The 17,616-nt window shown below is 34.8% G+C and carries 19 protein-coding genes and 2 tRNA genes; 17 read left to right on the top strand and 4 right to left on the bottom strand.

Annotation, left to right across the window (positions count from 1 at the left end; genetic code table 11):
• Position 1 precedes the first annotated feature (1 nt).
• Positions 2-259: a cytochrome c gene (locus HY04AAS1_RS05155; protein WP_012514062.1), complete on the top strand. Its 258-nt coding sequence runs from the start codon at positions 2-4 to the stop codon at positions 257-259.
• Between the two features lie 6 nt (positions 260-265).
• A tRNA-Met gene (locus tag HY04AAS1_RS05150) sits at positions 266-338 on the top strand.
• An 8-nt stretch (positions 339-346) separates the two neighbouring features.
• Here HY04AAS1_RS05150 and rnr read toward each other — a convergent pair.
• Positions 347-2,431, bottom strand: a complete 2,085-nt coding sequence (gene rnr / locus HY04AAS1_RS05145) for a ribonuclease R (RefSeq protein ID WP_012514061.1) — start codon at positions 2,429-2,431, stop codon at positions 347-349.
• Positions 2,431-2,907 carry an SsrA-binding protein SmpB gene (gene smpB, locus HY04AAS1_RS05140; RefSeq protein ID WP_012514060.1) on the bottom strand — a complete coding sequence of 159 codons (477 nt, stop codon included), beginning with the start codon at positions 2,905-2,907 and terminating at the stop codon, positions 2,431-2,433. Before smpB ends, rnr begins: the two co-directional genes overlap by 1 nt.
• A 94-nt stretch (positions 2,908-3,001) precedes the next feature.
• Here smpB and HY04AAS1_RS05135 point away from each other — a divergent pair, with 94 nt between their 5' ends.
• The 15 genes from HY04AAS1_RS05135 (at position 3,002) to HY04AAS1_RS05070 (ending at position 15,016) form a co-directional block, all read left to right on the top strand.
• The gene (locus tag HY04AAS1_RS05135) at positions 3,002-3,430 is read left to right on the top strand and encodes an ATP synthase F0 subunit B (protein WP_012514059.1); all 429 of its coding nucleotides are present in this window, start codon (positions 3,002-3,004) and stop codon (positions 3,428-3,430) included.
• Positions 3,431-3,433: 3 nt separating this feature from the next.
• Positions 3,434-3,916, top strand: coding sequence for an ATP synthase F0 subunit B (locus HY04AAS1_RS05130; protein WP_012514058.1), 483 nt, complete (start codon positions 3,434-3,436; stop codon positions 3,914-3,916).
• Positions 3,913-4,461: an ATP synthase F1 subunit delta gene (gene atpH / locus HY04AAS1_RS05125; protein ID WP_012514057.1), complete on the top strand. Its 549-nt coding sequence runs from the start codon at positions 3,913-3,915 to the stop codon at positions 4,459-4,461. The genes HY04AAS1_RS05130 and atpH overlap by 4 nt, the downstream gene beginning before the upstream one ends.
• 106 nt (positions 4,462-4,567) lie before the next feature.
• Positions 4,568-6,076: a F0F1 ATP synthase subunit alpha gene (gene atpA, locus HY04AAS1_RS05120; protein ID WP_012514056.1), complete on the top strand. Its 1,509-nt coding sequence runs from the start codon at positions 4,568-4,570 to the stop codon at positions 6,074-6,076.
• A gap of 147 nt (positions 6,077-6,223) precedes the next feature.
• The gene (locus HY04AAS1_RS08495) at positions 6,224-6,400 is read left to right on the top strand and encodes a hypothetical protein (protein WP_012514055.1); all 177 of its coding nucleotides are present in this window, start codon (positions 6,224-6,226) and stop codon (positions 6,398-6,400) included.
• 20 nt (positions 6,401-6,420) lie between these two features.
• Positions 6,421-6,493 (top strand) — tRNA-Ala (locus HY04AAS1_RS05115).
• A 53-nt stretch (positions 6,494-6,546) separates the two neighbouring features.
• Positions 6,547-9,111, top strand: a complete 2,565-nt coding sequence (gene infB / locus HY04AAS1_RS05110; protein ID WP_012514054.1) for a translation initiation factor IF-2 — start codon at positions 6,547-6,549, stop codon at positions 9,109-9,111.
• Between the two features lie 81 nt (positions 9,112-9,192).
• Positions 9,193-10,440 (top strand): HAMP domain-containing sensor histidine kinase, encoded by a 1,248-nt coding sequence (locus HY04AAS1_RS05105; protein ID WP_337954063.1) that lies wholly within the window; start codon positions 9,193-9,195, stop codon positions 10,438-10,440.
• 14 nt (positions 10,441-10,454) lie between these two features.
• Positions 10,455-11,240: a UDP-2,3-diacylglucosamine diphosphatase LpxI gene (gene lpxI, locus HY04AAS1_RS05100; RefSeq protein WP_012514052.1), complete on the top strand. Its 786-nt coding sequence runs from the start codon at positions 10,455-10,457 to the stop codon at positions 11,238-11,240.
• Positions 11,233-11,538 (top strand): hypothetical protein, encoded by a 306-nt coding sequence (locus HY04AAS1_RS05095; protein WP_012514051.1) that lies wholly within the window; start codon positions 11,233-11,235, stop codon positions 11,536-11,538. Before lpxI ends, HY04AAS1_RS05095 begins: the two co-directional genes overlap by 8 nt.
• On the top strand, positions 11,535-12,566 hold the full coding sequence (gene alr, locus HY04AAS1_RS05090; protein ID WP_012514050.1) for an alanine racemase: 1,032 nt from the start codon (positions 11,535-11,537) through the stop codon (positions 12,564-12,566). Before HY04AAS1_RS05095 ends, alr begins: the two co-directional genes overlap by 4 nt.
• A gap of 76 nt (positions 12,567-12,642) precedes the next feature.
• Complete coding sequence (gene rplM / locus HY04AAS1_RS05085) at positions 12,643-13,077, top strand: 50S ribosomal protein L13 (protein WP_012514049.1); 435 nt, start codon at positions 12,643-12,645, stop codon at positions 13,075-13,077.
• A 12-nt stretch (positions 13,078-13,089) separates the two neighbouring features.
• Complete coding sequence (gene rpsI, locus HY04AAS1_RS05080) at positions 13,090-13,530, top strand: 30S ribosomal protein S9 (RefSeq protein WP_012514048.1); 441 nt, start codon at positions 13,090-13,092, stop codon at positions 13,528-13,530.
• A complete protein-coding gene (gene argC / locus HY04AAS1_RS05075) occupies positions 13,515-14,519 on the top strand; it encodes an N-acetyl-gamma-glutamyl-phosphate reductase (RefSeq protein WP_012514047.1) in 1,005 nt (334 codons plus the stop codon). Before rpsI ends, argC begins: the two co-directional genes overlap by 16 nt.
• A 5-nt stretch (positions 14,520-14,524) precedes the next feature.
• Entirely contained in the window at positions 14,525-15,016 is a 492-nt protein-coding gene (locus tag HY04AAS1_RS05070; RefSeq protein WP_337954062.1) for a DUF4416 family protein, read from the top strand.
• On the opposite strand, the gene HY04AAS1_RS05065 is transcribed toward HY04AAS1_RS05070, so the two are convergent.
• Together HY04AAS1_RS05065 and argF are read right to left on the bottom strand one after the other, a co-directional pair.
• Positions 15,009-16,706 carry an ABC transporter ATP-binding protein gene (locus HY04AAS1_RS05065; protein WP_012514045.1) on the bottom strand — a complete coding sequence of 566 codons (1,698 nt, stop codon included), beginning with the start codon at positions 16,704-16,706 and terminating at the stop codon, positions 15,009-15,011. The two genes, HY04AAS1_RS05070 and HY04AAS1_RS05065, sit on opposite strands and share 8 nt — an antisense overlap.
• Positions 16,678-17,616 carry an ornithine carbamoyltransferase gene (gene argF / locus HY04AAS1_RS05060; protein WP_012514044.1) on the bottom strand — a complete coding sequence of 313 codons (939 nt, stop codon included), beginning with the start codon at positions 17,614-17,616 and terminating at the stop codon, positions 16,678-16,680. Before argF ends, HY04AAS1_RS05065 begins: the two co-directional genes overlap by 29 nt.

The following is a 17,616-nucleotide window of genomic DNA, read 5'->3' as shown; positions in this document are numbered from 1 at the left end:
TATGAGAAACTTAGCTTTGACTTTAGGACTTCTGGCCATGGTGAGTTTCGGGGCTTTTGCTTTGACCCCGCAAAAGATATTTGAAATGCATTGTATGAAATGTCATAACGGCAAGAGAGCCCCATCTGCTAAAGAGCTTCACACAAAGTTTGCTGGCAAGAAAAAAGAACTCGTAAAAGCTATATCTCACTGCAGACCAGCTATGGCTCTGCCAGCATCAGAAAGAGAAGCTATAATAAATTGGCTTTCTTCTAAGTAATATAAAGGCGGTATAGCTCAGGGGCTAGAGCGGAGATCTCATAAGTCTTAGGTCGGAGGTTCGAATCCTCCTACCGCCATTTTTATTTTATATAACTTCTTCTACTATCTCAAAGTCTAGCTTTCCTTTTTGTTCATCTACTTTTATTACTTTTACTTTTACACTATCTCCCAACCTATAGGTTTTATGGCTTTTGGTATCTATAAACCTATGATTTTCTTGGTCGTAGATAAAATCACCTTCCATAGAGCTTATGCTTACAAACCCTTCGGCCAATATGGTTTTTATCTGCACGAAGATACCGTTTTGTATTATACCGGTGATAATGCCTTCAAATATCTCTCCTATCTTATCTTTCATAAACCTTGCTCTTAAGAAATCTATAGCTTCGTATTCAATTTTATCAGCCAAACGTTCTTTTTCAGACAAATGCACTGCTGCTTCTTCAAGATAGCTCATATTAAAAGCTAAAGGTTTTTTCTTTAAAATAGATTTTATTATCCGATGTACTATAATATCTGGATACCTTCTGATGGGAGAGGTAAAGTGCGTATAATGTTTTGATGCAAGGCCAAAGTGTCCTATGTCTATGGGTGAGTACTTGGCTTTTTGCATACTTCTTAAGGTTAAAAATCTCACCAAAAACTCCTCATCTTTTCCCTCAAAATGTTCTATAATACGTTGGAAAAATTTTGGCTCGAAATCATCTGGCATTGTAGTTTTGTATCCAAGTCCAGATAGTATATCTAGAAGGTTTTGGACTTTGTCTTTATTTGGTTTTTCATGAACTCTATAAAAGCCTAAATCTGATTTCTCATTCATGAATGTCGCTATTACCTCGTTGGCAGATACCATAAATTCCTCTATTATCCTATGAGCTATATGTCTTTCGTAAGGTAGTATAGCACTTGGTTCACCCGTTTCGTCTATTACGATCTCAGCCTCTGGTAGGTCAAAGTCTATACTTCCTAAGTCCCATCTCATCTTATGTCTTTTTCTATAGAGATTTTCCATCTCAATAAGGGTTTCTCTTATGCTTGGAAGTGGTGGCTTGATTTTACCAGTTATTATATCTAAAGCTTGGTCGTAGGTGAGCCTTGCCTTTGAATTTATAACGCTTTCATATATCTCGTAATGTTTTAATTTTGCGCTTTTATCAAAAACCATCTCCACGCTAAGACAAAATCTGTCTTCATTTGGCACAAGACTACAAAGGTTTGAAGATAGCTCTTCTGGAAGCATATGTATAGCTTCTCCTGGAAGGTAAATTGTGGTACCTCTTTCGTAGGCTTCTTTGTCAAGGGCACTTCCAAATTTTACAAACAAAGACACATCTGCTATATGTACAAAAAGCCTGTAGTCATCACCTTCTTTTTCAAGATAAACTGCATCGTCAAAGTCTTTTGCTCTTATTGGGTCTATGGTAAAACAAGGTTGGTCTCTTAAATCTTTTCGTCTTGATATCTCCTTTTGAAAATCAAATTTTTCTAAAAACGAGTTTAGATCTTTTATAGCCTCTTTTGGGTATTGATTTTTTAAGTTGTATTTTCTTTTTAAAAGCTCCAAAGACAAGAAACTTTCAGATGGATTTCCTATTACTTCAATTATTTTTCCTTTGGCTTTTTGAGTCTTTGTAGGGTATTTTGTTATCTTTACAAGTACAAGCTGCTCTGGTTTTAAATTTTTGCATTGGTTTTTAGAAAGCTCTATATCGTGAAAGTGGTTTTCGTCTATTGGGTTTGCAATGCATTTTTTGAAATTTGATATGCTGCAAACAAACTCTTTTCTAGCTCGTTTTAGGACTCTTTCAATTCTTATCTCTTCTTTTCCTTTGTAAAGGACAACATACCCTTCCACCTCGTCTTTGTCAAACACTTTCTGCATTTCAAAAAACGGTATGTATATATCTTTAGAACCATCCTTTCGTATTAAAAATCCAAAACCTGCTGGATTTGCCTCTACAGCACCTACTACCTTTTTTATAGATTCTCTGTTTAGGCTAAAATGTCCTTTGGTGGTGATGATTTTATCTTGTTTGATTAACTCTCTTAAAGTCTTCCTAAGTATCTTTTTATCTACTGGTATATGTTTTGTAAGTTCACCAAAAGAGACTGGTTTTTTCTTGGAAGACAACAAACTCTCTATAGCTGTAACTATTTCTTCTTTTTCCATTAGAGCTTTACTCTCCCTTTAAACTCTCTTTGTAGTTCTCTCTTTATATCTTTTTCTTTTAGCTCTTTTCTTTTATCGTAAAGTTTTTTACCTTTGACAAGAGCTATATCTACTTTTACTTTGCCGTTTTTAAAGTAAAGGCTAAGCGGTATTATCGTATAACCTTTTTCCTTTGATTTTCCTAAAAGCCTCAAAATTTCCCTTTTATGAAGAAGTAGCTTTCTCTTTCTAAGTGGATCCGGAGGTTTTATAGTGGCGTACTTGTAAGGAGCTATGTATAAGTTGTGTAAAAATGCTTCGCCGTTTTCTATCCTAACAAAAGCATCTTTGAAAGATACGGTTTGTTTGTTTCTTATGGATTTTATTTCTGGTCCTAAAAGCTCAATACCCGCTTGATAAGTTTCCACAACCTCATTTTCATGCAAGCCTTCTTTGTTTACATACCTTGGTGTATTATTTTGTTCTTGTTTTTTCATAATATATAATATACTATATCTACATTAGTAAGTGTATTTAATTTGCGCAAAGCTATGGAGCCATGTTATAATAATACTTTAATGGAGGCTTAGTATGAGTATAGGCATTATACCCAATGAAACCTTGTTTGTGGAGATTGTCCTTTTTCTAGTTTTTGTAGCCATTGTAAATTATATGGTTTTGAAACCGTATCTTGGTATAGCTAAAGAAAGACAAGATCAAGCTGATAAAACGCTTAAGGAAGCTCAGGCTCTTGCCAAAGAACGTGAAATGCTTTTAAAAGAAGCTCAAGAGATCTTAGAAAAAGCTAAAAAAGAAGCTCAAGAGATTTTGGAAGAGGCTATAAAAAAAGCAAACGATGAGAAACAAAGAATCTTAAAAGAAGCTGAGGAAAAGGCTGAACTCGAATACCGTACTCAAATAGAAAAGATAAAACAAGAACTAGAAGAACAGAAAAAAGTTTTAGAAGCTTCTTTGGACTCTTTGGTAGAATCGCTGGTAGAAAAGGTAATAAAGGGGTAGTTTATGTCTAACTATGTATTTGAAAATATATGGAAAGCTGTTAACGTAATATTATTTTTTGCTTTAGTTTATAAGTTTGCCGGTAAGCAAATAAAAGATATGTTTGAGAAAGCTTACAAATCATTTATATCTCAAGTAGAAGAACCTCTTTCTAAGCTTTTATCCAATAGAGAGACTGTGTCTTTGGCAAAGAAAGAAGTTGAAGAAGCAAGAAAGAAATATGAAAAAGCTCTTGAAAATCAAAGGATACTTGCAAAAGAACAATACGATGAGATACTGTCTCATGCGAAGATGGTGGCCGAGAACATAGAGAAGATGGGTAAAGAAATAGTAGAGGTAGAAGCCAACAGACTAAAGTCTCAACTTATATCTGGACTTAGTTCATCTTTGATATCAAAAGCAGAGGTGAAGCTAAAAGAGGCTTTTAAAGATGAGAAGGTAGAAGTTTCTTATATAAAGTCAAGGCTTGAGAGGTTAGGTAAATGAAGGTAAACAAGGAGTTGGCTAGAAAGCTGTCAAAGAAGATTGTTTTTTCCGTTCCAAAAGACAAAGAATCTCTTAGCGCAGTATCTGATTTTTTAGGGCTTTTAGGGGTATTATACAAAAAAGAACCTAAGTTTAGAGATTTTGTTTTGTCTCCTTTTGTGTCAAATGAGCAGAAAAAACTTTTTATAAAAAGTCTTATACAAAAGGGTAATATACCAAAAGAAATAGAGTTTTTTGTGGATGAACTTATTGACTTAAACCTTCTTAGAATTGTTGGTGAGATTAAAAGGTTGTTTGATTACGAATCTGAAAAGATATTGTCTATTTATAAAGGTAAACTTATCTTTGCCAAAGAGCCCGTCAAAGAGCTTGTAGACGAAATAATACAAAGAGTTGAAAAGGTTTTAAATAGAAAGATAGAGCCAGAAATATCTGTTAACGAAGCTCTGATAGGTGGCTTTGAATTAAGGCTCTCTGGATTGGTGCTTGATACATCTGTAAGAAGTGTTTTGCAAAATTTATCCAATAAAGTTAAAAGCTTATAAAACGGTGTGAAGGTAAAAGCCGCCGGCTGGAAGGGCCTTCACGCTAAAAAGAAGGCGGGGTAAAAATACCAGCATCAAGGGTATCCTTGATAAAAGGGTGTGAGATATGACACTTGCTTACGACGACGCTTTGGAGATACTGAAATCTCAGCTTCAAAGCTTTGAAACAGACATAAAGATGGAAGAGGTTGGCGTAGTTTATGCTGTAGGTGATGGTGTTGCAAGAGCCTACGGTCTTGACAACGTTATGGCCAACGAGCTTTTGGAATTTGACAGTGGTGAGGCTGGACTCGCTTTTAACCTTGAAGAAGACAACGTTGGTATCATAATACTTGGTTCAGAGTCTGGTATAAAAGAAGGCAGTATAGTAAAGCGTACGGGTAGAATATTGGACGCTCCTGTGGGCGAAGAACTTGTAGGTAGAGTTATAGATCCATTAGGTAATCCACTAGATGGCAAAGGCCCCATCAATGCAAAGCATAGGAGCCCAGTAGAAAAGATAGCTCCGGGTATAGTGAAAAGAAAGTCTGTTCACGAACCTCTTCAAACAGGTATAAAAGCTATAGACGCTATGATACCAATAGGTAGAGGGCAAAGAGAGCTTATAATAGGAGATAGGGCCACAGGTAAAACCACTGTTGCTATAGACACCATACTTAACCAAAAAGATACAGATGTATATTGTATATATGTGGCCATAGGTCAAAAGAAATCTACTACTGCCCGCATCATAGAGCTTCTTGAAAGGGAAGGGGCTATGAAATATACCACCGTTGTAGTGGCTTCTGCCACGGACCCAGCTCCTTTGCAATATTTGGCACCATTTACTGGTTGTACAATAGGCGAGTATTTTAGAGACAACGGTAAACATGCTCTCATCGTTTACGATGACCTATCAAAACATGCCGAAGCTTACAGACAGCTTTCTTTGTTGGTAAGACGTCCTCCCGGAAGAGAAGCTTATCCTGGTGATGTATTCTATCTACACTCAAGGCTATTGGAAAGAGCGGCTAAGCTATACGATGAGCTTGGCGCAGGTTCTTTGACAGCTCTTCCTATCATAGAAACAAAGGCTGGTGATGTGTCGGCTTACATACCAACAAACGTTATATCTATTACAGATGGTCAGATATACTTAGAGCCAGACCTTTTTAACAAAGGTATAAGACCAGCTATCAACGTAGGTCTTTCTGTTTCAAGGGTTGGCGGTAGTGCTCAGATAAAAGCTATGAAGCAAGTGGCTGGTACTTTGAGGCTTGACTTAGCTCAGTTTAGAGAATTGGAAGCTTTTATGCAGTTTGCTTCTGATTTGGATAAGGCTACTCAAGACACCATCAATAGAGGTTTAAGGCTTGTAGAATTGTTAAAGCAAGGTCCTTACAGTCCTATACCTGTAGAAAAGCAAGTAATAGCTATATACGCAGGTACAAACGGTTACCTTGACGATATACCTGTGTCATCTGTAAGAAAGTTTGAAATGGAGTTGTATGGATTTTTAGATGCAAACTTCAAAGACCTCTTAGATGAGTTAAAAACCAAAAAAGCTATAGATGATTCTGTAAAATCTAAGCTAAAAACAGCTTTAGACAAATTTAAGGCAAGCTTTATTCCATGATAGTTTAATCTAATAAAATATATTTAGCCCCGTTTGGGGCTTTTATTTAAATAACGACCTTCTTTTTATAATATTTATCAGTTAATCATTGCAAAATTGTTTACTTGTTATATATATAGTTATACCAATTTTGAAAGGAGGTTGTTTATGGCTTACGAACGACTTATAGGTACTCTTAAACAAGAAAGCAAAGTTTTAGTGTCTGAAGAGATTAAAAGACGAAAAGCACTTTTAGATAAACTTAAATCTAGTCCTAGAAGCGATTTTGAAGATATATATAGGGAGGAGAAAGAAAAACTTGAAAATAAACAAAAATTGATGTAAAATATACTTAGTTTTATTTAGGGGTCGTAGCTCAGTTGGGAGAGCGCCGATATGGCATGTCGGAGGTCACGGGTTCAAGTCCCGTCGACTCCATTAAGGCTTCATAAAGTATAATAATTTTCAAGGTTTTCAGGTATAATAATAGTATGTCAAAGAAAAAAAGCGGTATAAGGTTAAAAGATTTTGTTGAAACCTACGGTTTAGAGGACAGAGTAGACGAAATAAAAAGTGTACTTAGAGAATGGCGTAGCAAAAACATATCCCAAGTTACGCAGTATATAGAAGAAGAAGATAAAGATTTTTTGATAGATTACTATGAGCTTTCCGAAGCTGTGCTTGTTGAGGAAACTCCAAAAACTGTTGCTAAAGAAATAGAAAAAGAGCGTATTAAATCTGCTAAAAGCCAAAAACCAACTTCTAAAAAACCTCAAGTAAAATCAGTGCAAACACCAAAAAAACAAGAAGTTCCAGCAAGAAAGCCAGAAATAAAACAAGAAACAAAAGATCAAGTTGTTCTATCAGAGCCAAAGAAAGAAGAGCAACTATCAGCACCAGTACTCTCAGAGACTTTTCAACCTGTAGAATCAAAACCTGTAGCGGAAGAAAAACCAAAAGAAAAGATAGAGCAAGATAAATCTGTTGGAAAACCTGTAAAGCGTATGGATAAGGTTGTTGAGGAAAATATTGCTCAAGAACAGCTAAAACAAGAACCTTTAACTGAAATAAAGCCCAGTGAAGAAAAGCTGGTAGTTCAAGAAAAGAAAGAACATACTGAAGAAAAAAGCAAGATAAAAGAAGAAAAACAAGAGAAGGCAAAAGAAGAGCTAATACAGGTAAAAGCTGAAAAACAAGAAAAAGTTGAAACAAAGCAAGAATCTCAAAAAGTGTCTTCTCAAAAGCCTAAAAAAGAACCCCAAAAACCATCTCCACCAAAAGAAGAAGTAAAGAAAGAGGAAGAAATAAAGATAATAGAAATTCCTGAAGTGATATCTGTAAGAGAGTTCGCCGAGCTTTTAGGAGTAGGCCCAAATCAAATTATAAAAGAACTTTTCCAAGAAGGCATATTAGTAACCATAAATCAGAATATAGATCCTAACTTAGCTGCTAAAATAGCTGATAAGCTTGGATATCTAGCGGAGATAAAAAAACCGGAGATAGTTATAGAAGAGGAAACGGAAGAAGAGGAAGATCAATCAAAGCTAAAATCACGTCCTCCGGTAGTAGTAGTGATGGGGCACGTAGACCATGGTAAAACTACGCTTCTTGATACCATAAGAAAAACAAACGTCGCTGCCAAAGAAAAAGGCGGCATAACCCAACACATAGGGGCATCGATGGTGAAAACCAAAGAAGGAAAACTCATAACCTTCTTAGATACTCCAGGTCACGAAGCGTTTACAAGTTTGCGCGCTAGAGGTGCTCAGGTAACAGATGTTGCTATATTGGTTGTGGCAGCTGATGATGGTGTTATGCCCCAAACTATAGAAGCTATAAATCATGCTAAAGCTTTTAACGTGCCAATGGTGGTAGCAGTTAACAAGATAGATAAGCCAGGTGCTGACCCTTCTAGAGTAAGAAGAGAGTTATCGGAAGTGGGAATTATACCAGAAGAATGGGGTGGAGATACTGTTTTTGTAGACGTATCTGCCAAGACTGGGCAAGGAGTTGATGAGCTTCTTGATATGGTTATGCTTGTGGCAGACATGCTGGAGTTAAAAGCCAATCCAGACAAAAAGGCTAAGGGTACTATTATAGAATCGAGACTAGACAAACAGAAAGGTCCAGTAGCCACTGTGCTTGTTACGGAAGGTACTTTGAAGGTAGGGGATATATTTGCGGTGGGCGCCACTTACGGTAGAGTAAGGGCTATGATGGACAGTCTTAGCCATAGAGTAAAACAAGCGATGCCTTCTATGGCTGTAGAGATCATAGGCTTTGAAGAAGTGCCGGAGGCTGGAGATGTGTTAAAGGTTGTAGATTCTGAAAAGCAGGCTAAAGAACTTGCTCAAATAAGGAAAATGGCCAAAGAGCAAGAGAAAAACAAAGAGCTTGGTATATCTTTAGATGATATATTTAAGAAAATCAAAGAGGGTGAAGTAAAAGAGCTTAAACTTATAGTCAAAGCTGATGCCGTAGGTTCTTTGGAAGCCATTAAAAAATCTTTGTCAGATATAAAAACCTCAGAAGTTAGCATAAAGGTAATCCATGAAGGCGTAGGTTCTATTACCGAAGGCGATGTAATGCTTGCAAAAGCTGCAAAGGCAATAATACTTGGTTTTAATGTGAGACCAGATGCCAAAGCAAAAGAAGCCGCTGAAAGAGAGAAAGTTGATATAAGGGTTTATGGTATCATATACGAGCTTTTAGACGATGTGAAGAAAGCCATAAGCGGTATGCTTTCTCCGGTGAAGAAAGAAATTACACTTGGCCTTGCTGAAGTAAGAGCTACTTTTAAAGTAAAGGGCGCTGGTACTGTAGCTGGTTGTTATGTATTAGAGGGTAAAATTGTTAGAAATCAAAGAGCAAGACTTATAAGAAACGGTGTTGTAATATACGATGGTAAGATAGAGTCTTTAAAGCGTTTCAAAGAAGATGTAAACGAGGTAGCTAGAGGTTACGAATGCGGTATAAAGCTTGAGAACTACAACGATATAAAAATGAAAGATGAAATAGAATGCTATGAAATAAAGGAAGAGAAGCAAACCCTTTAACGTTTAATGTTATGGTTTAAAAATACATCGAGTTTTAGATTAAGACTCATAACCCTTTTTAGTGTTCTTGTAATTTTAAGTATGGGTTTTGTAGCCATTAGCACATCATTTGTTCTTCATAAAATCCTAATAAACTATATGTACACATATCTAAACAATCAAGCAAAACCTGTTATAGAGTTCTATTCTATATATTCAAACAATCTTGCTAAAGAGGCTAAAGATATGATAGACGACATTACATCCGAAAATATAACTGCTGTTGTGCTATCTTCAAATGGTAGTGTGCTAAGTGTAGGGTCTTTTGAAGATTCTGAAAAACCTATACCCATAAACAGCTATATTTTAAATCTATTTTTAAAGAAGTCAATGGGTACTTTTGAAGAGGACGGAGAAGATTACGCTTACATAGTCAAAAAAACAAAAGATGTGTATTTTGTGGTAATAGGCAGATTAAGAGAGATAAATAAAGTAATAAAGCAATTTATTTATATGCTTATTGTTCTTACGGTAGGTATTGTCATATTTTCTGTACTTACCATATATACAATTTTAAACAGGATATTGAAACAGCTTGATGATATCACAAGAATATCTGAAAATATATACGCTGGTAATATGGATATAGATATTCCAGATAGTAGTACCAGCGATGAATTCGGAATAATGTTTAGGGCTTTCAAAAACATGGTAGAAAAATTAAACAACACCATAAAAATTCAGAAAAACTTTATAGCGGATGTTTCTCACGAATTTAAAACGCCAATTAGCTATATAAAAGCTCAAATTGAGTTTATTTTGACAGGAGTTTATCAAGAAGATGAGGTGTTTGGCGTGCTTAAGAAGGTTTATAAACAGACGGACGTGCTTAGCAAGTTTACAGAAGACCTTTTGGCTTTGGCTCGTTTAGAATCAAATATACCTATTTCAAAGACTGAGTTAGATGTGGTTTTGCTTCTTAATCAACTAAAAGAAGAGTTTGCTATTCAGAATAGAAATATCATTCTTGATATTAAAAGCCAAGATACTTGGATAGCAGACCCACACTATTTAAAAATAGCTGTGAAAAATCTTTTGGAAAATGCTATAAAGTATTCTGATAAAGATATCATACTTGGATATACTGGTGATTGTATATATGTGAAAGATTTTGGGCCTGGTATACCTAAAGAGAGTTTACCTTTTATATTTGAACGTTTTTACAGGGTTTCAAAAGATAAAAGAGGTCTTGGCCTAGGGCTTTCTATAGTAAAAGCGGTGGCCCAAGTGCATAATTTTAACCTAAAAGTAGAAGTAAAAGACGGCACAACTTTTTATATATGCAAATGATATAATATTTTAAAATGAAAATAGGTCTTATAGCTGGTGCTGGAGAACTACCAGAAATATTTAGAAAAAATGCCTTAAAAAACGGTGATGAAGTTTTTACCATAGGCGTAAACGATATCACTACGATTAAATCAGATATAACGTTTCCTATTGGTAAGCTATCAAAGCTTGTAGAGTTTTTAAAAGAAAAAAACGTAGAGCAAATAGTTATGCTTGGTAAATTTGAACATAAATTAAGCTTAGATCCGAGAGATTATGATATAAAAGCTATTTCTATATTAGCTTCATTGAAAGATAGAAAACCATCTAGCATAGTAAAGGCTTTTATAAAGTTTATGGAAGAGGAAGGGCTTAAATTTTTGGATCCAAAACCTTATTTATCTGAGCTTTTAATAGAAAAAAGGGGACTTTTAAACGATGTAGAGTTAGATAAAAATGTTGTTGAAGATATAGAGTTTGGCGCAAAGATAGCAAAGAATATTGCCGATATGGATATAGGCCAAACGGTGGTGGTAAAACAAAAAGCCGTTGTGGCTGTGGAGGCTATGGAAGGCACAGACAAAACTATTCTTAGGGCTTTTGATATAGCTGGTAAAGGTATTGTTGTGATAAAATCAGCTCGTACAAATCAAGATTTTAGGATAGATGTGCCCACCGTTGGTATAGATACGTTAAATACTTTAAAAGAGACAAAGGCAAAAGCCATAGCTATTCAAAAAGGTAAAGTTTACGTACTTGAAAAAGAAAAGTTCATTAAAATGGCTAACCGTTTTGGTATAGGTGTATACGCTTATGAATAGAAATATGCTTATATTGTTTTTAGCAACACTTTTTCTCTTAAACCCTTCTTTTGCCCTTGATAGATGTGATGTTTATGGTTTGTTTTTAGAAACTTGTGCTAATTTTGGTCAAAAACACGATTTTAGTGCCTGTGGTGATCTCGAAAATGAACTATCAAAGATCATTAAGTCCAATTCTAAAAGCACAAAACTTTTTATAGAAGCTTGTACTGCGGCTTGTAAAGGCGCTGTTTTAAACAAGGGGATTTCTAAATTTGGTGTTGAGGCTTTTGTGAAAATGTGTAAAGTACTCAAATGAGAATAGTTTTAGAGCTTTTAAAAGAAAACATTTTAAACAACATAAGCCAAATATACAATAGTGTGAATAAACCCATCATTGCTGTGGTAAAGGCAAATGCCTATGGCATGGGAAGTGCTGAGGTTTCTAAAGTTCTTGATGATAATCCCTATGTAAAATCTTTTGCGGTGGCTTGCATAGAAGAAGCTGTAGAGTTAAGAGAAGTCGATGTAAAAAAACCTATCCTTGTACTAGGAGGTGTTCTTGACCTAAAAGATGTAGAATATCTAAAACATTATAAACTTACGCCGGTTATTTCAAGTGCCTATCAGTTTGATATGATAAAGAATGCCGGTATAGACTTTCACGTAAAGTTGGACACTGGTATGGGAAGGTTGGGATTTTTTGAGCTTCAAGAGGATATAATCGGTCATCCTAATTTAAAAGGTATTATGACTCACCTTGCTTCACCGCTAGATAAAGATTATAGCGCTTTTCAAATACAAAAGTTTAAAAATATTGTTAAAAGCTTAAAAAGAAATAGTATTGAAATACACTATCAAAGTTCTGCTGGGCTTATGTATGAAAAAGACTTTACAACGGCTATAAGAATAGGCCTTGCAATGTACGGTGAGAAACCATATGAAGGCTTTGACATACCTATAAAGCCAATATACAAAGTAAAAGCTAAGGTTATATCGTTAAAAAATTTTAAAAAGGGCGATAAAATCTCTTACGGAGGGACATATACTTTGACAAAAGATGCTACTATAGGCGTAGTTTCTATGGGATATGCCGATGGTATTCCAAAATCTCTTGCCAACAAATGGTATTTTGACTTTAACGGTGCAAAGCTTCCAATGGTTGGTGCAGTGACTATGGATATGACGATGTTTGAACTTCCCGAGGGAGTAAATATAAAAATAGGAGATTATGTTGATTTTGTAAACGAAGGGCAAACGTTTTCTATGGCTTCTAAAATCGTAAAAACAATACCTTATGAGTTGATGTGTAGGATGGGCAAGCGGGTAAAAAGAGTAGTGGTTTAATATGTCTTTGATAATTGACTTTTAATTTATATATGGTATAATAATAGGCTATTAAGTTTTATAAAATGGAGGCAATATGGATAGCGTGAAGACTATAAGGCCAAAACCACAGGATATTAAAAGAGAGTATTGGATAATAGACGCTAAGGATATGGTGTTAGGAAGACTTGCGGCTAAATGTGCCAGTATCTTAAGGGGCAAGCACAAGCCTATATATCAACCGGATGTAGATTGTGGTGATTTTGTAATAGTTATAAACTCTAAACTAGTAAAAACCACAGGTAATAAGCTAAGAGATAAAGTCTATAAGTTTCATACAAACCATCCAGGCGGCCTCAAAGAGAAGTCTCTTGGTTTCATGTTGGAAACCAATCCAAACCAAGTTATTATGTTGGCGGTAAAGAGGATGCTACCTAAAAATAGGCTTGGTCATAGGATATTGAAAAGGTTGAAAGTTTATGAAACCGATAAGCATCCTCATATAGCTCAAAACCCTAAACCTCTTAAGTAAAAGGAGTATATTATGGCAACAGTGGTTAGAAATTTTAAGGTTTTAGAAGATAACTCTTATCACGGTGTAGGTAAGAGAAAAGACAGCGTAGCTAGAGTATGGCTTGTCAAAAATGCCAATGGTTTTATAGTAAAAGCTAGAGACTCACAAAAAGAGTACGATATGAGAGAGTATCTCCAAAGAGACAGCTCTTTTGCTAAAGTGCTTTTGCCCTTTAACATTACAAATACCAACGGTAAATTTGGTGTTTACGCTATAGTAAACGGTGGCGGTTTGTCTGCTCAAGCAGAAGCTATAATGTATGGCATAGCCGATGCACTTTTGACCTATAATCCAAATTTTAGAACTACCCTCAAAAAAGCAGGTCTACTCAAAGTGGACGCTCGCATTAAAGAACGTAAAAAATATGGTAAGATGGGTGCTCGTGCCAAATTTAGATGGAGCAAGAGATAATAAAAGTTGGTATAGCTGGATTTACTGGCTATACCGGTTTAGAACTTTTAAGAATATTATCAAAACATCCTAAAGTAAAGATAACGTCTTTATCTTCTTCTACACACTACGATAAGTACCTATACGATGTTTTAGATTTTGCCAATATAGAAAACATTAAAATCACAAAAGAGCTTGAAGATATGGATGTGGTGTTTTTAGCTTTGCCTCATGAGGCTTCTTTAGACCAAGTTCCTTTTTACGCTTCTAAAGGTGTAAAAATTATAGATTTGTCTGGGGCTTTTAGATTAAAAGATAAAAATATCTTTAAAGAATACTACAATTTAGAGTATAAGCTTGAGCATGAGTCTATTGTTCAAGAGGTTATTTACGGCTTACCGGAGCTTTTTAGAGAAGATATAAGAAAAGCCAATATCGTATCAAATCCAGGATGTTATCCTACTGCGGTGATACTGGGAGTTCTTCCTATTGTAAAAAATACCTCTTATAGAAAGCCTATAATAGTAAACGCTGTTTCTGGGGTTTCTGGGGCTGGTGCTAAGTTAAAGCAAGAATTTCATTTTCCATACATGGAACAAAACGCTTTTTACTACGGCATAGGAAAGCATAGACATACCCCGGAGATGTCTTTGCACCTTGGTTTAGAAGTGCAGTTTAGCCCTATGGTTATCCCGGCTTCAAGGGGGATGATTGCAAACATAAAGCTTTTTGATATAGAAGAGATGGATTTTAAAGCCCTTTATGAGAATTTTTACAAAGATGAACCTTTTGTAAAACTAACAGATAAACCACCCCACACTAAATGGGTAATAGGTACAAATATGTGCTATATATATATTTATTATCATAAAAGCTTAAAAATGCTTGAAATAATAAGCGCTATAGATAACCTTGGTAAAGGGGCCTCTTCTCAAGCTGTCCAAAATATGAATATCATGTTTGGTTTAGAAGAAACGCTTGGTATTGACACATTTCCTGTGATACCTTGAAAGCTTTGCCGATATTTGCCATACTTTATAATAAAAACTATGAAGAAAATTTATACACCGCATTAGAAATGCTTGGAGATTTTGGTGGATTTTGTATGTCGGAGCATTTTTACTTTGAAAATCTTCAAAAATATTACTCAAAAGAAATGGAAAAACCTCTTTTCAAAGTTTACCTCTACGCAAAAAACCTTTTTGAAGATGCAGATATTTTAAGTCTAAAGCTAAAAACAATGGAGATAGAAAAACTCTTTAGTATAAATTCTAAAAGGACCGTTAACATAGACCCTGGTTATATAAATAAACAACATCTTATTTTGGCTTCTTCAAAAGAAAGAGGTGCTAGAATTCATATAGGTAAACACATATTTTTAGAGATGGAGTATATCTATATCTATAAAGATTTTAAGCCCTTTTACTGGACTTATCAAGATTATAGATACGAAAAAGTAAAGCTGTTTTTCAAAATGTCAAGAGATTATTATCTTAGTGCTATCTAGATTTTTGGTATAGAGTATAAAAATTGCCTTGTTTTCTCATGAGCTCTTCAAAAGTGCCTTCTTCCAATATCCTTCCATCCTCTATGTAAAGAATTCTGTCACAATTTATTATATTTGAGAGCCTATGAGCCACTATTAGTATTGTTTTATCTTTAAAAACCTCAAAAATGTTTGATATAACAGCTTGCTCTGTATGTACATCAAGAGCTGAAGTAATTTCATCTAACAAAATTATATCTGGATTTGTTAGAAAAATCCTCGCTATGGCTATTCTTTGTCTTTCGCCCCCTGATACTGTATATCCGTATTCTCCTAAAACGGTGTCAAGACCGTTTTTCAATGTAAACAAAAACTCTGCTTTTGCTAGTTTTATAGCTTTTATTAAAAGCTCTTCTGATGCGTTTGGATTTGCTATTAAAAGGTTGTTTCTAACAGTATCGTTGAATATGAAAACATGTTGAGAAGCAAAGGCTATTTTAGATCTTATCGATTTGTTTGTTATATCTTCTAAACTTTTATCTTTTATATATACATCTCCTTTGTAGCTTACAAGCTTTGGAAGTATATCAAGAAGCGTAGATTTACCAGCACCGGTAGGTCCCACTATACCTATTTTTTCACCTGGGTTTATAGTTAGATTTATATCTTTGAGAATTTCCTTAGAATCTATTGTTACATATACATTTTTCATGACAATGGGTACTAAGAGATTGCCTATATTTATAGTGCCATCTTTTTCTTTTTGGAGCAAGAGCATCTCTTGAACCCTTTTTACAAGTGGGATTGAGGAGCGCATATTCATAAAGCCTTTTTGAGTTTCCATGATGGGCATTTGTATGAGCAATAATGCAGTTATATAGGAGATAAAATTCCCAGCGCTAGTATAACCATGGACTATTCTATAACCTCCATATAAAAGCACCAAACCAAAAACTATATAACCAGTAGATTGATTGAATATTGAGTTCATTACTGTGTAAAATATGGTTTTTATACCAGCTTTAAATAAATTTTTATTTGCTTGGACAAAGCGTTCCAAAAATTTGTTTTCAGCTCCAAATATTTTTATGTTTTCTATGCCGCTTATGAGTTGCGTTACATGTTGATTTATGATACCCAACCTTTCTTGGTTCAGTTTTACATATTTAGCTCTTTTTGTTCCAAAGTATTTTACCGAATAAGATATGATGGGAAAAGCAAAGATTATTATAATGGTTAGGTATATATCTCTATATATTAAAACACCTAAAAGCAAAAGAACTGTAATGGGTTCTTTTATGAGGGATAGCATATAGTCTATAAGTATGTTTTTTATTGCGTTTATATCGTTGTTGAATCTACTTATTATATCGCCGCTTGGGTGATTTATGAAAAAATCTACTTTTGAATAAAGGAGCGATGAAAACATCTTTTCTCTGAAATCCATTAGGAGTTTTTCTGATACCATATTCATGAGGAAGTTCCTTAAGAAAAATCCAATTTGGATGACAACAGCCGCCGCTGCAAAAAGATATAGTATCATGTAAAGCTTGTTTGATTCTTTTAATATGAATACATCATCCATTATTCTTTTAACAAGGTATGTCATGAAAGACGTGCCAAGCCCTTCTAAAATGGAGCCAAATATAACAAGGCTTACAAACGCCCAATAGGGTTTTAAGTTAGATAGAAGCCATTTGATTTGTTCCATTAAACATCAAATGCATCAGAGCTTTTTGTGTATGAAGTCTATTTTCTGCCTGATTGAATATAAAATCTGCATATTTCTCGAAGACATCTCTTGTTATTTCTTGTTCTTTTTTAGCTGGTAAACAATGCATGACTTTTACATCTTTTTTAGCGTAAGAAAGCAACTTGGTATTTACCTGATAATCCTTTAACAAATTTATTTTGTGATCTTTTGAACCTTCATCGTTCATTGAAATCCATACATCCGTATATATTACATCTTTGTCTTTAGCAGCTTTTATAGGATCTTCTTCCAATATAATCTCTGCCCCGGTTTGTTTTGAAACTTCTAAAGCCCTTTTTAAATTTTCTTCATCTGGTCTAAGCTCTTTTGGTGTACACACAGTTAGGCTTAGCCCAAATATAGCAAAAGCTGATATTAGAGCGTTTGCCATGTTGTTGCCATCACCTATGTAAAGCACTTTTATATTTTTTGTTTTTTCTCTAAAAGCTTCAAAAAGTGTGAATATATCTGATATAGCTTGGCAAGGATGAGTATAGTCTGTAAGAGCGTTTATAACAGGTATACTGGCGTATTGGGAAAAATCTAAAAGCCATTGATGAGAGCCAGTTCTTATAACTACACCGTCTATATAGCGAGACAATGTCCTAGCGCTATCTGAAGCATCTTCTCCTCTTGACACTTGAAGGCTTGATTCTTGTAGAAAAATTGGGTTACCGCCAAGCTCTTTTATACCTACTTCAAAAGATACTCTTGTTCTTGTAGAGGGTTTGCTAAAAAGGAGAGCTATGTTTAAGTTTTGTAGGCTTTTAGGATTAAAGTTATTGTATTTAAAATCAAAAGATAAATCTATGACATGCTTCGCTTCATCGAAAGTGATATCCCACACGTCCAAAAAGTGCGCTTTCAT

It is taken from the genome of Hydrogenobaculum sp. Y04AAS1 (assembly GCF_000020785.1).
In the GTDB taxonomy this organism is placed as follows: domain Bacteria; phylum Aquificota; class Aquificia; order Aquificales; family Aquificaceae; genus Hydrogenobaculum.
Note: the sequence above shows the minus strand (reverse complement) of the source record. Positions and strands in the feature narration are given on the sequence as shown.